The organism is Methylomonas sp. BW4-1 (assembly GCF_052474385.1).
Genome location: NZ_CP184125.1, coordinates 2,265,204 through 2,281,160, shown reverse-complemented (window position 1 = coordinate 2,281,160; position 15,957 = coordinate 2,265,204). Strand labels below are relative to the sequence as shown.

Genomic DNA, 15,957 nt, shown 5'->3' with positions numbered 1-15,957 from the left:
TACCCTTACTCCAAGTAACTCTTTGAAACCAACCATTGTTATGACTCAACTATGCGACTATTGCTGGTAGAAGACGATCCAGGCCTGTCCCGATCTTTAAAAGCCGATCTGGAAAGAGCCGGGTTTGCGGTCGATTTGGCCATGGATGGCGAGAATGGCGAATTTTTGGGCATGACTGAATCCTACGATATTGTCATCCTGGATTTAGGCTTGCCGAAAATGCCCGGACTGGAAGTGCTGCGACGATGGCGGCAAGCGGGTAATCATGTGCCGGTCATTGTGCTGACGGCCAGGGACGCCTGGCATGAAAAAGTCGACGGCTTCAAAGTGGGTGCCGACGACTATCTAGGCAAACCGTTTCATATCGAGGAGTTACAGGCACGCATCCAGGCCCTGTTAAAGCGCATGCACGGGATGATGCAGCCGCAACTGTGTGGTTGCGGCGTGGCCTTGGATGAAGACAGGCAAACCGTCAGCGTTGATGGTGCTGAGCATGTCGAGCTGACGGCAATCGAATTTCGTTTGCTGCGCTATTTCATGCTGCATCCCGGCAAGTTGCTTACCAAAACCCATTTACTTGAGCACGTCTACGAATGTGACGGTGACCCGGCCAGCAACGTTATCGAAGTGTATATCAATCGGTTACGGCGTAAATTGGGTAAGGATTTGATCGCTACCCGGCGTGGGCAAGGCTACATCTTCGGTGACAAGCTGTGATTTCATTACGCCAGCGTCTTAACCGCGGCCTGATCATTATCCTGAGTATGGTGTTTGCCGGACACTGGTTGGCAGCAGATTGGGTGATTCGCTCTGTGGCGGAAAAACAAATGCTGACCCGCTTACAGCACGATGGCGATTCGTTGCTGGATACCTTGACGCTTAACGCGGAAGGACAACTGATTTTCGATAGCTCGCATGCCGGCACGGTTTACGGCCAAGCCTATTCGGGTCACTACTTTGTGATCCAGATTGACGGAAAAACCTATTATTCAAGTTCGCTGCAAGACGACGTTTTGCCTTTTACTACCGAGCCGGCCAATACCGCCAGGCAATTCCATTTTCCTGATGGACCGCATCACCAACCTTTACTGGTTTTGAGTCGAGGTTTCGAGCGATTTGGTCATGCAATCACCATTAGCATCGCCGAGGATTTAAGCGATATTGGCCATGACATAGACCACATCCGGCTTGCCTATCTGGTACTGACGGCCATGGTGCTTTTGATCGCAATCGCCCTGCAAAGTAACGATGTACGCAGATCGCTGAAACCGTTGCAGGCAGCGCGCGACGAACTGGCCGAGATTGCCTACGGCCGTCAGTCACAGATCCAAGCCAGAGTGCCGGCGGAAATCAAACCCTTGGTTGCGGAAGTCAATCGCTTGTTAGTGTTGGTTGAGAGGCGCTTGCACCAGTCTCGCACCGCGATTGGCAATTTGGCGCATGCGCTGAAAACGCCGTTGGCGATGCTGTTTTGTCTGGCTGAAAATTCGCAACTGGATGCCCATTCCGAGTTGCGTAATCTGCTGCAAAAGCAAACGCAAGCGATCCATGAGCGCATCGAGCGAGAATTAAAACGCGCCCGTATCTCCGGTAATATGCAAACCGCCAGCGTGTTTAATCCACAGCAAGAACTCACTGCTTTAGTCATGCTGTTGCAAAATGTCTATGCCGAGAAAAACTTAGCGATCCAAGTCAATGCTCCCGATCAGTTAATCAATTTTGATCGGGAAGACATGCTGGAGCTGACCGGTAATTTGTTGGATAACGCCTGCAAATGGGCTGACAAGCAGGTTCTAGTCTCGGTTGAACATGGTGCCGGCATTACTATCAGTGTCGAAGACGACGGTCCGGGTTGTTCGGCGCAGGACATGCGGCAACTCAGTAAGCGCGGTTTAAGGCTGGACGAAGCAGTGCAGGGACATGGGCTAGGCTTGGCGATTGTACGTGACATCGCCTTATTTTATGGCGGTACGCTGGAGATTATGCGTTCCGCGCAACTGGGCGGTTTGCGAGTGAGTGTGCAATTCCCAAGGTGGATAGCCGCAGCATCGGTATAATTCCCGCTTCTTTTGCATTTACCGTTTGATTGCTTATGACCACCGTTAACACCGAAAAACTTTCCAGCGCTCGTTTTGCCGAAGCCACCGATGCGTTTGTCGAAGAATTTACCGCTTCCGTCAATTTTGACCGGCGCATGGCCCGGCAAGATATTCAAGGCTCGTTGGCGCATGCGGCCATGCTTTGCAAAATAGGTATTCTGACCGAACAGGAACTCGCCGACATTCGCAGCGGATTGATGCAAATCGGCGGTGAGATCGAACGCGGCGAGTTCGTCTGGTCAATCAAGCAGGAAGATGTGCATATGAACATCGAAGCGCGCTTGACCGATTTGATCGGGATTGCCGGCAAAAAACTGCATACCGGCCGTTCGCGTAATGACCAGGTAGCGACCGATATAAGACTATATTTACGTAGCGAAATCGAAACCATATTGACGCAGTTGCAACGCCTGCAAATCGCTTTATTGGATGTGGCGGAACGCGAGGCCGATACCATCATGCCGGGTTTTACCCATTTGCAAGTCGCGCAACCCGTGACATTCGGCCATCATTTAATGGCGTGGTTCGAAATGCTGTGCCGTGACAAAGAACGTCTGCAAGATTGCTGTAAACGCCTGAATGTGATGCCCTTGGGTGCCGCAGCATTGGCGGGCACCAGCTATCCCATTGATCGCTTCATGACCGCCGAATTGTTGGGATTTTCCCGGCCGTCGAATAACTCTTTGGATTCGGTCAGTGATCGCGATTTTGCGATTGAGTTTGCCGCCGCCGCTAGTTTAATCATGATGCATTTGTCCAGATTCTCGGAAGAACTGGTGTTGTGGGCCAGTGCGCAATTCAATTTTATCGACATTCCGGATGCGTTTTGCACCGGCTCATCAATCATGCCGCAAAAGAAAAACCCCGACGTACCGGAACTGGTGCGCGGCAAATCCGGCCGGGTTACGGGACACTTGGTGTCCTTGTTGATGCTGATGAAAAGCCAACCCTTGGCTTATAACAAAGATAATCAGGAAGACAAAGAGCCCTTGTTCGATACCGCCGACACCTTAATCAATTGTCTGCGGGCCTTTGCCGACATGATGCCGCGCATTCAAGCCAAACGCGAAAACATGTACAACGCCGCAAAAAGAGGATTCGCGACGGCTACCGACTTGGCTGATTATTTGGTTCGCAAAGGTATGCCTTTTCGCGATGCCCACGAAGTCGTGGGTCAAGCTGTGCGCTTAGGACTGCAAACAGAGCGGGATCTATCGGAACTAACTCTCTCAGAGTTGCAGGGCTTTTCCGGCACCATTACGGCGGACGTTTTCGATATTCTAAAATTGGAAGGCTCAGTCGCTGCCCGCAATCATATCGGCGGCACGGCACCAGTTGCCGTTCGTCAGGCAATATGTGAAGCAAGACAACAAATACCCCACTAAATCCTGGAATTTGGCATTTTAACTGCTACCCTTCGAGCATCGTTTGATTCGGAGGGTGGTATGCCCCAATATTTTTCCCGACTGCTTGCTGGACCATCGCTGGATGCAATCCCGCAAGAAACCGACTTTTGGCACGACCGGGAGCTTAGTTTGTTTAGCTGCCCCAGCGCCGATGCTGATTACGCATTGACCGCATTAGTTTTTAAAATTAGTAGAAATCCGAAAGATCTGCTGGCGCATCTACGCCGGATTTATTTTTGTTACGACCAGCGCCTGTCCGAGCAACTCTACGCGGCCTTGTTGGATTTAATGATTATTTTGGATGGGAAGGGAACTGCGATCAGTCGCCGTATGATACAAGCTAGCCAGTCGCGGCTGCTGGTCCAGCAATGTCAGGATTTGCTTAAAACTGACGGGCAAACGCCGCCAGCTAATCGATATTCTTTGTTCAGTAAAGGTCTGTTGGCTAGCTGCGAACTGGTCAGGTCCAGACGGCAAACCGAAGCGCAACATGATTATTTGGCCTTAGCCAACGACTTTATCGAATACAGTCAGCTCGAACAGGCCATGGATGTGCTGGAAACGGGTATCAACCTGCAACATGATCGTCCGGATTTGCAACTGGCTTTGTTAGAGCTGTATAAGTCTACAAAAAACCGGGAGCGCTTTCAGCTCAATCGGCAGCGATTTAGCGACTCCGGCGTGGTGCTGGAGGGTGAATGGCTGGAATTGGCACATTATTTTGAAGGACAGGCATCATGAGCAAGTCGAACAAAACGCCATTTCGAATCGCTCTGCATGGCATGGATACCCGCACTTATAAAACCATGGAAATGTATCTGAAGGGGCCTTGTCGGGGGGCTGCCGTCGTGGTCGAGGATGCCGAAGCCAGCATTGACATGATCGACGCGGATCACCCCAAAGCCCGGGATATTCTGGATGCCAGAAAAGCCGCCGCGCCGGGCCGACCGATCATCTTATTGTCATTACAAAACCTACAACTGGATAATACTTACTTCATCAAGAAGCCGGTGAATGTCCAGCAAATAATGGCGGTGCTGGACAAGATTAAGGCGGTTGCCGAGGCTCGCAAAGCCGCTGCCGAACGTACGAAGATTGCGCAAGCACCTGCAAAGACAGCTGATATGCCGTCCCCGCCCAAGGACGAGAAGCCGAAAAAAATGGCTATGGATGTCTATGTTAATAAGGCTAAGGCGCCAAAAACAGGTGATGCCGCTGAGCACCACAAGGCCAGCAAACATCATTCTGCGATGCAGTTGAACGAAGGCGGCTTCACAGCGTTTTTAGGGACACTGAGCGACATCGATTTTGACGACGAGGTGCAGTTGTTAACAGCCTGTTACGACCCCAGGCAGTATTTTTTAGGCTACGTGATGTCGGCATATAAAACGGCCAATTTACAGTCGCGTGTTTTGCAACTTTGTTCGATTTGGAAACCTTTGACGATTTTTCCGGAAAGCCAGGAAGTCTGGATCGATGCCGACGATAAACAAACCCGCGCATTTGCCGGGATGCCATTGGGTAAAGGCTCCGTCGGCAAAATGATTTTGACGGCAGTCGATTCCACAACCGCCATTCAGCGCGCCGAAGATAAGTTTCAAGATATGGGTGCTTTTGTCTGGAAATTGGCAATCTGGACATCCAAAGGGCGCTTCCCGATAGGTCTGGATATTCAAGGGCCCGTCTACTTAGAAAGATGGCCGAATTTTACCCGACTGGTCATCACGCCCGATGCTTTGCGCATTGCCGCATTGTTGGTTCAGGCACCGAGAACGCCGTTGGAAGTTGCTGGTCTGTTACATGTCAAACCGCAGTATGTGTTTGTGTTTATTAGTGCCTGCCAGACGATAGGCATATTGAAACAAAGCGAACGTCAAGCCGATGCGGTGATTGCCGTAGAACCCACCAAGAAGCCCAAAAATGAGGGTTTATTAAGCAAAATTCTCAATAAATTGCGCGGCGCTTAGCAAACGATAAGGAATCTCGATGAGTCAATACAAAATTATTTTCACGGGCCCGGTAGGCGCCGGCAAAACGACTGCAATCAACGCTATTAGCGATGTGCCTCCGATCAAAACTGATGCGGCTGCCAGTGATATGACAAAAAATCGTAAAGCATCCACTACGGTGGCGATGGACTACGGTGTCATGAATTTGGCGGGCGGCGAAAAAATTCACTTGTACGGTACTCCCGGCCAGGAACGGTTTGATTTTATGTGGGATATTTTGACCAACGGCGGCATCGGCTTAATTTTATTGCTAGACAACACCCGCGCAGACCCTTTTCAGGATATGCGTTTTTTTCTGGATGCGTTCGGTAAGTTTATCAACGACACCAGCGTAGCGATTGGGGTGACGCAAATGGATTTAAGTAGCACACCCTCAATAGAAGACTATCATGCGCAACTGCAAGGCTTTGGCTTGAAACCGCCGGTTTTTTCGGTGGATGCACGGGAAAAGAATGATGTTTCTTTGTTGGTACAAGCTCTTTTATATTCCCTGGATCCTGGTTTGGCGGGGTAATCACCATGGAAAGATTTGATCTGATTAACGGGCTGTATCTCTATCCTACTCCCGCTGGTGCTTACTACGCTGTCTCGTCACCCGAAAACGATAAACCCCGGCGGTTTTTAATCCGCTTGCTGCAACAGGAACAGACTCCGGCACTGACTATCGCGCAGTTGCAAACATTGATGGAAATCGATGACGAGGACAAAGCCTTGCAATTGCTGCTGTACTGCCAAAAGCTAGGTTGGGTGCAAGGCGTAGACACGCCTTTACAGGCGCCACAGGCTGCGCTTGAGACGATGTTACCGGATTTATTGGCAACGATTTCCGAGAGCGGCAAAGTGCTATTGGCAGATGATCAAGGGTTTTATCTGGCGTGCAGCGGTTTTCCGCATGAGGTCGCCGAAGAATTGTCCGCGCTCAGCGCGGAACTGGCAACCGTGCATAAACGCCGTTCCGGATTACTGATAAACAATATGGGCATTTCCAGCCATGCCTGGGCCATTGTCGATCCGTTCGGTAACAGTCAAATCGGCTTTTGGCCGATGTTCGTCGGTAAGCACCGTTTCGTGTTGGCGATCAGCGGCGTACCGCATTTTAACCAAGCGGAGTTTGTAACCTTGGCCTGGGCTTTAATCACCCGTTATTTAAGCAAAGCCGCTGATGCTGCCAATTAAGCGGATCGCATATCACCCATTAATGAATAGGAATTAGATTATGAAAGCAGACATGCTGACGTCGGTTTTAAACGAGCTGAACGGTACTTCGGCGGATATAGAAGCCTCCGGTGTGATTTCCACCGACGGTCTGATGATGGCGTCGGTGTTGCCAGCCGGTATGGACGAGGATCGAGTGGGCGCTATGAGTGCGGCGATGTTGTCTTTGGGCGATAGAACGGCCCAAGAATTAAATCGCGGCAATTTGGAACAGGTGTTGATCAAAGGCGCCAGGGGCTATGTGCTAATGACCTATGCCGGTAATGAAGCCGTGCTTACCGTACTCGCCAAACCCAACGCCAAGCTCGGACTCATCTTTCTTGATGTGAAGCGTGCGGCAGAGAGTATTTCCGAAATGCTGTAAACCCTAACCGGCAACCCGGAGTAAATCATGATCGTTGATATGAAGCCCGAAGATATCATTGGCGAGTACCAGGAAGCAACACTTACCTATTGCGACGGCAAATCCAGAAAAGTGCTGTACACCGAGCTTGAAACGCCGTATCCCGACGGCAAGTTGATTGTTTCCACCACGACGCCGGATGGCATCATCAGCCACGTCAATCGCGCATTTGTGGAAATGTCGGGCTATACCGAAGCGGAGTTAATCGGCGCACCGCATTGTATTCTCAGGCACCCGGACATGCCGTCCGCTGCGTTTAAAGACTTATGGGATACGGTGCAACGCGGTGAAAAATGGCAAGGCTTCGTGAAAAACTTGCGTAAGGACGGCGGTTATTATTGGGTAAAAGCCACGGTAATTCCCAATGTGCGCGGCGGCAAGGTGGTTGGCTATACCTCGGTGCGTCGCAAACCCTCGCGCAGTAAAGTCGATGAATGCATCGCACTGTATCCGACACTTAGTTAATTGGGGAGCATCATGTCTTACATGTTTACAGTCAGCCCGGATTTTGCCCCAGACCACCTGTCGGGTTGGTATATATTCAACACTTGGTTGCAAAAGCAGAGCGCCGAAGCCATCCATTTGGAAATGTACAATCACTATCAAGACCTGCATCAGGCCATCGCAGCCGATAAGATCGATTTGATTTACGCCAACCCCTTCGACGCAGCCATGCTGGTCCGAGAGAAAGGTTTTTTGCCGCTGGTACGCGCCCAGGGCGAATCCGACGAAGCGATCATTGCCGTTAACGCCGGCAGTAATATCAACGATGTGGCCGACTTACAACCGAATACTCGGGTGGCTTTCACCGACGATCCGGATGTGCGCCTGATGGGCATGATTATGTTGGAGCCCGCGGATTTGCACGCCGGGAATATCGTCCCGTTGTTATCGGACAATCATGTTTTGGTGGCCAAACACCTGCTGAAAGGCGAAGCGGATGTCGGCATCATTCTGGCGGAGGCCTATGACAACCTGTCCGGTGTGATTAAAAAACAGCTGCGGATCTTGGTGCGTAGCCAAATAAGCGTCATCTACCATTCTTTGATGATAGGGCCGAGATTACAGAATCGCCGCGCCGACATTCAAAAAATATTACTGGAGATGGATAAGGATGAAAAAGGCGGTGGGGTGTTGAATGCCCTGGGCTTTAGGGCATGGCAACGGATCGAAGACGAGGAAATGGAGTTCATGATCGATTTGATGGATACCTTGAACACTTGATTCCATCGCGATGCATCAGTCGACCGTAATCGATTTCCTGCGACACGGCGAAGCTCGTGGCGGTTCGTATTATCGCGGAATCACCGACGATCCGCTGACTGAACGCGGTTGGCGGCAGATGTATGGCCAATGTGGTGCAGGGCAGTGGGATGTGGTGATCAGTTCGCCGCTACGCCGTTGCCGTTCCTTTGCCGCGGCCTGGTGCGAACAACAGCAACAGGATTTGGTGATTGAACCGGCATGGCGTGAAATTGATTTCGGCGCTTGGGAAGGCCAAACCGCCGAGCAAATTTCCAGTCGCTGGCCCGACGCACTGGCGGCATTTTATAAAGACCCCGTCCATTTCACCCCGCCGAACGCGGAAAGCTACCAAGCATTCGCCGCCCGCGTCAGGAAGGGCTGGGAAAGTTTATTGGCTGAGCAGGCCGGACGCCGCGTGCTGGTAGTAACCCATGCCGGTGTGATCAGAGCAATATTCGCAGAAGCCTTCAAGCTGCCGGTTACCCAAAGTTTTCATATCGATTTGCCGCACGCCTGTTTAACCCGTTTTACCTGTTTTGATGACGGTAACGGGCGCTTCGTCCAGCTTAATTTTCACAAGCCGGTTTGATTCTTCTATACTGGCCTTACACTTGATTTAGGCGCGGCCGTTTTGACCAATCGATTCCTACCCATCCATTTAGGCGCGCCGGGCGAAGAGATCAGCAAAAAAGATCTATATGCAGTTGCCCAACGATTCAAGCACTTCAATCAGTTGCGTTTGCAACATGTACAAAGTTTTTTGCAGCCGCGGCAGCAGGATTTTTTGAAGTTACTGCCGTTACTGTTTCATCAAAATCATCCCTTGTTGCCTGGTTTCGTGTCGCTGGAAGGCCCGGCGGGTATTCCCGATTACACGCCCAACAAGCAGACTATAGATGTTGCCAAGCAGTTTTCCAAAGGCTTTGTCTACAAGCGCAAGGCCTTAAGACACTATCCTATCCAGGCGATTTTTTTGATGGGTAGCGTCGGGAGTATGGCGTTTTCGAAAAACAGCGATATTGATATTTGGCTTTGCCATTCATCCACTTTGGCGCCGGATGAATTAAACGAATTGCGGCAAAAAGCCCAGGAAGTGGAAAAATGGGCGGCGACCTTAAAAATTGAGACGCATTTTTTTCTGGTTGATGCGGCGCAGTTTTTGCGCGGCGAAAATACGCCGATCTCTAAAGAGAGTAGCGGCGAAACGCAACATTATCTGTTGTTGGAAGAGTTTTACCGCACCTCGATTTACATCGCCGGGCGGATACCGGTCTGGTGGTTGGTGCCGCCGCAACAGGAAAAATACTATAAGCAATATGTCGCGCATTTGCTGGAAAACCGGTTTATCTCCGAAACCGACGTCGTCGATTTCGGCGGCCTAGAAGATATGCCGATGGCCGAATTCGTCAGTGCGACGCTTTGGCATATCTACAAGTCTTTGACATCCCCGCATAAGTCCTTGTTGAAGCTGCTGCTGATGGAAAGTTATGCCAGCGAATTTCCCGAACCGCAGTGGCTGTGTCTGTCATTGAAGCAGGCGGTGTATCAAGGTGATTTCAGTGTCGAAAGCCTGGATCCTTACCTGCTGATGTACCGCAAAGTGGATGCCTATCTGCGCCAGGCTCAGTCCAAACGCCGCTTGAATCTGATTCGGGAATGTTTTTACATGAAGATCATGGCCGCGTCCGATAATCTCACGGAGAACAGAGTGCGCTTGCAGCGTGAAGATTATCTGCATAGTGTGGCAGATCAATGGGAATGGCCGGAGGATTTGCTGGACAATTTAGCCAGCCAAAAATTTTGGGACATTAAGAAAGCCAGTGTCGAGCACGTGGTGATTCGCGATCAATTGCAACAATGTCTGCGGATGATTTTAAAGTTTTCCGGTTTGCCATTGGATCAGGCGCAGCGGGAAAACAGAGACTTGAAATTGATCGGCCGGAAATTGCGGGCCACCCTGGATTTACGTCCCGATAAAATTGAAGTGCTCACCACCAGAACCACTGTCCATGCCAAACCCGATTTGCTGATAGCTGTGGAAGTCCTGACTGACGACGCGCCGCCGTGCTGGTGTTTATACGATGACCGAGCGGCGTCACAGAAAGCCTCTCTGGAAAGCGCGATTAAATCCGGCGAGAGCTTGCTCGAAGTTTTATGCTGGGCCGTGGTAAACGGCTTGTACAAAAAGTCGCTCAATCTGCAACTGGTCACTTCCAGTCTTAAAATTGCCAATAATGATTTATATCAACTGTTTAATGAATTAAATGCGTTTCTAAGCCGCTATTTGCCGGGCAGGGAGAACGATCTGGAGGTTTACGGCGAGCCGAATCGCGTCTCGTCGTCCTTGTTACTGATAAACCTCGGCGAAAGTTTGGCGATTGACGCGAACAATCAACAGTTGGTGATGAGCGAACGCTCAGACCCCTTGAGTTATGGTGACAGCCGTCAGTGTTTCATCCAGAGCATCCAGCGCCTATCCGTATCCAGTTGGGGTGAGGCCAGTTTGCAGCGCTATATAGGTATAGAGGGGGTTTTTAACTGCCTAGTCGATGTGTTCAATAACAGCGCCGCGCCTTTGTCTGCTGATAAACTCCAAGCGCTATGTTACAACCCGGTACGCGGCAAAAGCATCATCTTGCGCATCGAATCTTTGTTCGGCAATTTGCTAAAATTTTTTGCATCCGCTCGGGATGGCTTGCAGCGTTATATCGTGGCCGCCGAGACCGGTTATGGTTTGTTCCAACTCAGAAACGGCAGCCTGGGCTATTACCGGCTGGACACGCAAAATCAACTGCTGCATGAATTAGCCAAGCCGAATCCGCAATTTTCCGCAGTATTTTTTGATGCCTACGTACTGGATCAAACCTATATTCCGTCTTTATATACGCAGAATTTGGCTGATGTGATTCAGGTTTTTTATCATGCAACCAGCAAACACGTGGGTGTTTATGTGCTTGATGAAAAAGGCGCGCTGTTTGTCCATCAGCATAGCAATGCCAATCCTGAGCACGTCATCACGCACTATTACGTGTTTTTAGGCACCTTGCTGGCGCGCGCGCAATTGCCGGATGGTTTGAGTGTCAAATTTTATGAAATTCAGCGAAACTCGGCGGGGGTGTTGTCCTGTCAGGCCGTACCGGTCAAACTCGGCGGCAGTGTCATGGATCTGAGAGTCCGGATAGCGACCGAGGATAACGGGGCTATTGCGATCTATTGCAACGAAGAAAAATTTTCCGTTACTAACGTCGATAGCTTCAAACCGATCCGCGCCCACATACTGGGCTATCGGAAAAACCGCGACGACTATCCGTTTCACATCACCGAAATAGATGTACCTTGTCGTTTGTTGGGAACAGACCGAAACGAGCAGTTACAAGCCGCCCATTTCCTAAACTACAAGCAAAAAATAGAAGACAAACTAAATATTTAATATTTCAGGGTCGCAGCCGATATTTAGCTCACACCAGTCGAGCTATGGGGGTTGCCATGATTATCCAGAATTCCGCCGTCCACCTGCAAAGTCAGCATCAAGCGCAACAGATCAGCAAACGCAACGAATCGCTGCGGGTCTGGATCGATAAGCCGGAAGATACCCCCAATACAGCGCGAAAGACTCGTCCCGAAACCGCGCGCAAAGTCATTCAAGATTCCCTTGATCTCAGCCGGTCGGCGCAAACTTCGGCAACCGCTGCGCAAACCCTGGATACCGATAGGGCGCTCAGTTCCAAAGATAATCTGCTGTTGCAAATCATCAGACGCATGGTCAAGGAGATTACCGGCCGCGACTTTGAATTATTCGCACCGGATGATCTCAAGGGGCAAGCCGACTCTGTGACCATTCAGGCCCCGCAGCAAGCACCGGCAACATCCGTCGCCGAGCGCGAAGGGTATGGACTGGTCTACGAAAAATCTGAGTCTTATTTCGAAAGCGAAACGACTAATTTCAGCGCCGAAGGGAGTATCACCACCCGGGATGGGCAAACGCTGAGTTTTTCAGTGTCCTTGTCGATGAGCCGCAGCTTTTATACCGAATCCAATCTCAGTATCCGCGCCGGCGACGCGGTGAAAACCGATCCTTTGGTCATCAATTTCGACGGCAATGCGGCAGAGTTAAGCGGCAGCCGATTTCAATTCGATATCGATGCCGATGGTCGTTTGGATCAAATTGCCGGTTTGAAAGCCGGCAGCGGTCTGCTGGCATTGGACAAAAACCAGGATGGCCTGATTAACGACGGTTCGGAATTGTTCGGTCCGCGCAGCGGCAACGGCTTTGCAGACTTAGCGGCTTATGACGACGACAACAATCAGTTTATCGACGCCGGTGATGCCGTTTACAAACAACTGCGAATCTGGCAGCGGCATGATGACGGGTCGCAGCAATTATTGGCGTTGGGTGATAAAAATGTCGGCGCGATTTACTTAGGTCACTTGACGACGCCGTTTCAACTAAAAGACACTGCCAATCAAGCGCTGGGTGAAATTGCCAGCAGCGGTATCTATTTAACCGAACAAGGCCAAGCAGGCAGCGTGCAGCAACTTAATTTCCTGGCTTGAAACAAAGATTTCCCATGATTTTCCTGCGGCCGAGTCGGGGCATTTTTTTCCGGCTTGGCCGAACATGGAGACAGAAGCCTCGCATGCCTGCCCCATCATCTGTCTGAATTCGATAATTGAGCTAGACTTGCCCACATTGCAAAACAATATCGAAACGATCATTACACGCCATGCTTTATGGTTAGCCCGATCCTCAATTATTGCTGTTCCTGCGACTCCGGATTGATTCCCTTCGCGGCCTATAAGGCCCCCCAAGCTGTGGGAATGTCCCTCGCTGTCGATATGAAGGCCGGTTGATAGTCAAACCGCATGCCGGAGTCGCAATCCAGGTATCCGGGATTGCTGATTAATAAAGATTGAACGACTCAAAGCACTGCTCATAAGACCCTATGAAAAAATATATTGTCGGATTTTTTGTATTAACTAGTCACGCCTGCGTCTTGCAGGCTGCATCTCAAGACGCACTTGAGCTGAATGTGGAAGACTTGCTGAATGTTGAAGTGACTTCAGTGTCCAAAAAAGCCCAAGCTCTGAACGATTCCGCGGCCGCGATATTTGTCATTACCAACGATGACATCAAACGAACGGGCGCGACCAGTATTCCCGAGGCACTGCGCATGGCCCCAGGACTTGACGTGGCGCGTATCGATTCGAACAAGTGGGCGGTCAGTTCCCGGGGCTTTAATGCGCGTTTCTCCAACAAGTTACTGGTATTGATCGATGGTCGCAATACTTATAGCCGCATGTTTTCCGGTACCTACTGGGAAAACCAGGATGTGATGATGGAGGATGTCGAGCGGATTGAGGTGATCAGGGGGCCTGGCGCGACGCTGTGGGGCGCAAACGCGGTAAACGGTGTAATCAACATCATCACCAAACACAGTTCGAAAACCCAGGGTGGTCTGGTCGCTGCAGGCGGCGGTACTGAGGAACAGGGGTTTGGCGCGTTTCGTTACGGCGGTAAACTGGGCGAGGATACCACTGGCCGGGTTTATGCCAAGGGGTTCAAACGCGATCAAAATACCAATGCCCAAGGCCATGGTGCCGGTGACGATTGGGACAAAGTACAGGGCGGGTTTCGTATAGATTCTCAGCTGTCGTCAGCGGACGAACTTAAATTTCAGGGCGATCTTTATCATAGCCATCTCAACCAGGTTCTGTCCCAGCCCAGCGTGGTGTCTCCCTATAGTTTAACCGCCCGCGACAAAGCCGAAGCTTACGGCGGCAATATCATGGGGCGCTGGCAGCACACGTTTTCCACCCAGTCCGACATGTCTCTACAATTGTTTTACGACTACTATCGGCGCAATGAGGAATGGATGTCCGAAGGGCGGGATACTTTTGACTTGGATTTTCAGCATCGCTTCGGCTTGTTTGATAGCCATGAATTGATTTGGGGGCTGGGTTACCAACTGACCTCGGATCGTCTTGAAAGCAGTACTATCTTCAGCATTTCGCCGGCTCACCGGAAAAATCAGTTATTCAGCGCATTCGTCCAGGACGAAATGGAATTGATAGACCAAACCCTGTGGTTGACCTTGGGCAACAAATTTGAACATAACGATTTCACCGGCTTTGAAGGCCAGCCCACCGCCCGATTAATGTGGGCGCCGGCGCTGAATCATCGGCTTTGGGCCGGGGTATCCAGAGCAGTGCGCACGCCCTCGCGCGGGGAAGCCAATATGCGCTTGACGACAGCGGTTGTGCCGCCGTCATCGCCATTTTTTATACCGGTGGAACTGGCGCTGGAGGGTAACACAAGCTTGCGCAGCGAAGATGTGATTGCTTACGAAGTGGGTTACCGCACCACCATGATCAAATCCGTATCGGTGGATGTGACGGCGTTTTATAACGATTACGCGCACATGCGCGACGCTTCCCAAGGCGCCGTTTATTTCGATCCTATTCGCGGTGTGTTGGTCCAGACCTTTACCCTTTAGCAATAATTTAAAGGCCAAGACCTATGGTGTCGAAGTCTCGACAGTCTGGCAAATGTTGGACTGGTGGCGGTGGGACGCCAATTACAGCGTGCTTAAAACCGAAGTGCCGCAAACTGCTATGGCGGTAGTCGGCGTCAGCCCGCAACAGCGGATGAACTTACGCAGTGCGGTCAATATTCGGCCGGATTTGGACTTTGATGTTTGGTTTCGCTACGTCGGCAACAATGCCGCAGCAACAGCTTCCGGCAACAGTTACATACCCGATTATGTGACGATGGACGCGCGCTTGGCCTGGCGCCCCGAACCTGATCTGGAAATATCATTGGTAGGCCAAAACTTATTAACTAATAGCCACTTGGAATATCAACAGGAAAACCTGGTACTGCCAACATTTATTGATCGGGGTATGTACGGAAAAATCAGTTGGAATTTCTGACGCCGCTGGCAGGTAGACTGTTTTGCATTTTTTCTATTTAGTTGGATTATTGTTGCGACGGATATGCAAAACGCAATAAAAATTTATCTGTTGGCATTAATGTTATTTAGTTCAAGCGCGTCTTGCGCGGCGCCGTTGGCGCTTGAGCAATATACGGTGTTGGCCGCATTGACGCTTAATTTTGCGCGCTTTACGCAATGGCCGGAGCAGGCGTTTGCCAATTCCGGAAATAACCTGCAGGTTTGTTTGGTGGGGGACAATGCATTATTGCAATCTTTCGATTCAATTAGCGGTAAAGCGGTTGGGGATAGAGTGATTAAAATAATTAATTCGGACAAATTACGTAATTTAAGTCAATGTCATATTCTGTTTTTAAGCGAATTATCCAATAGTGTTTTGTCGCAAGTTTTTTTAGATACCAGGCAGTTTCCGGTGTTGACGATAGGTGAAGAAGCCAATTTTATCGAATCGGGGGGCATGGTGGCTATGGTGAATACCGATGGAAAAATACAGTTACATATCAATCTTGCCATGGTCAAAAGCTCGGGGCTAACGATTAGTTCCAGCCTTCTGCGCTTAGCGAAAATTGTCGGCGATAATTAGGAGAGATAATCGCATGTTTAAATGGTTTAACAATGCGCCTATCAAGA

The 15,957-nt window shown here is 50.4% G+C and carries 16 protein-coding genes; all 16 read left to right on the top strand.

Going from position 1 to position 15,957, the window contains the following annotated elements; all coding sequences use genetic code 11:
• The first annotated feature begins 51 nt into the window (after nt 1-51).
• The 16 genes from ACH5Y9_RS10515 (at nt 52) to ACH5Y9_RS10440 (ending at nt 15,910) form a co-directional block, all read left to right on the top strand.
• Nucleotides 52-717 carry a response regulator transcription factor gene (locus ACH5Y9_RS10515; protein WP_033159333.1) on the top strand — a complete coding sequence of 222 codons (666 nt, stop codon included), beginning with the start codon at nt 52-54 and terminating at the stop codon, nt 715-717.
• Nucleotides 714-2,057 (top strand): sensor histidine kinase, encoded by a 1,344-nt coding sequence (locus ACH5Y9_RS10510; RefSeq protein ID WP_445369573.1) that lies wholly within the window; start codon nt 714-716, stop codon nt 2,055-2,057. Before ACH5Y9_RS10515 ends, ACH5Y9_RS10510 begins: the two co-directional genes overlap by 4 nt.
• A 35-nt stretch (nt 2,058-2,092) precedes the next feature.
• On the top strand, nt 2,093-3,484 hold the full coding sequence (gene argH / locus ACH5Y9_RS10505) for an argininosuccinate lyase (RefSeq protein ID WP_445369572.1): 1,392 nt from the start codon (nt 2,093-2,095) through the stop codon (nt 3,482-3,484).
• Nucleotides 3,485-3,544: 60 nt separating this feature from the next.
• The gene (locus ACH5Y9_RS10500; protein WP_205454132.1) at nt 3,545-4,246 is read left to right on the top strand and encodes a type IV pilus assembly protein FimV; all 702 of its coding nucleotides are present in this window, start codon (nt 3,545-3,547) and stop codon (nt 4,244-4,246) included.
• Nucleotides 4,243-5,472, top strand: a complete 1,230-nt coding sequence (locus tag ACH5Y9_RS10495; protein ID WP_205454133.1) for a hypothetical protein — start codon at nt 4,243-4,245, stop codon at nt 5,470-5,472. The genes ACH5Y9_RS10500 and ACH5Y9_RS10495 overlap by 4 nt, the downstream gene beginning before the upstream one ends.
• A gap of 19 nt (nt 5,473-5,491) precedes the next feature.
• Entirely contained in the window at nt 5,492-6,028 is a 537-nt protein-coding gene (locus tag ACH5Y9_RS10490; protein ID WP_033159328.1) for a GTP-binding protein, read from the top strand.
• 5 nt (nt 6,029-6,033) lie between these two features.
• Complete coding sequence (locus tag ACH5Y9_RS10485) at nt 6,034-6,690, top strand: hypothetical protein (RefSeq protein WP_205454134.1); 657 nt, start codon at nt 6,034-6,036, stop codon at nt 6,688-6,690.
• Between the two features lie 40 nt (nt 6,691-6,730).
• Complete coding sequence (locus tag ACH5Y9_RS10480; protein WP_101052602.1) at nt 6,731-7,093, top strand: roadblock/LC7 domain-containing protein; 363 nt, start codon at nt 6,731-6,733, stop codon at nt 7,091-7,093.
• Between the two features lie 27 nt (nt 7,094-7,120).
• Nucleotides 7,121-7,597, top strand: a complete 477-nt coding sequence (locus ACH5Y9_RS10475; RefSeq protein WP_033159326.1) for a PAS domain-containing protein — start codon at nt 7,121-7,123, stop codon at nt 7,595-7,597.
• A gap of 12 nt (nt 7,598-7,609) precedes the next feature.
• Nucleotides 7,610-8,356, top strand: coding sequence for a phosphate/phosphite/phosphonate ABC transporter substrate-binding protein (locus ACH5Y9_RS10470; protein ID WP_319961490.1), 747 nt, complete (start codon nt 7,610-7,612; stop codon nt 8,354-8,356).
• 10 nt (nt 8,357-8,366) lie between these two features.
• A complete protein-coding gene (locus tag ACH5Y9_RS10465; protein ID WP_445369571.1) occupies nt 8,367-8,966 on the top strand; it encodes a histidine phosphatase family protein in 600 nt (199 codons plus the stop codon).
• A gap of 42 nt (nt 8,967-9,008) precedes the next feature.
• A complete protein-coding gene (locus ACH5Y9_RS10460; RefSeq protein WP_445369570.1) occupies nt 9,009-11,807 on the top strand; it encodes a class I adenylate cyclase in 2,799 nt (932 codons plus the stop codon).
• A 56-nt stretch (nt 11,808-11,863) separates the two neighbouring features.
• Complete coding sequence (locus ACH5Y9_RS10455) at nt 11,864-12,931, top strand: hypothetical protein (protein ID WP_445369569.1); 1,068 nt, start codon at nt 11,864-11,866, stop codon at nt 12,929-12,931.
• A gap of 389 nt (nt 12,932-13,320) precedes the next feature.
• Complete coding sequence (locus tag ACH5Y9_RS10450; protein WP_445369568.1) at nt 13,321-14,871, top strand: TonB-dependent receptor plug domain-containing protein; 1,551 nt, start codon at nt 13,321-13,323, stop codon at nt 14,869-14,871.
• On the top strand, nt 14,843-15,307 hold the full coding sequence (locus tag ACH5Y9_RS10445; RefSeq protein WP_445369567.1) for a TonB-dependent receptor domain-containing protein: 465 nt from the start codon (nt 14,843-14,845) through the stop codon (nt 15,305-15,307). Before ACH5Y9_RS10450 ends, ACH5Y9_RS10445 begins: the two co-directional genes overlap by 29 nt.
• A gap of 63 nt (nt 15,308-15,370) precedes the next feature.
• On the top strand, nt 15,371-15,910 hold the full coding sequence (locus ACH5Y9_RS10440; RefSeq protein WP_445369566.1) for a YfiR family protein: 540 nt from the start codon (nt 15,371-15,373) through the stop codon (nt 15,908-15,910).
• Nucleotides 15,911-15,957 lie beyond the last annotated feature (47 nt).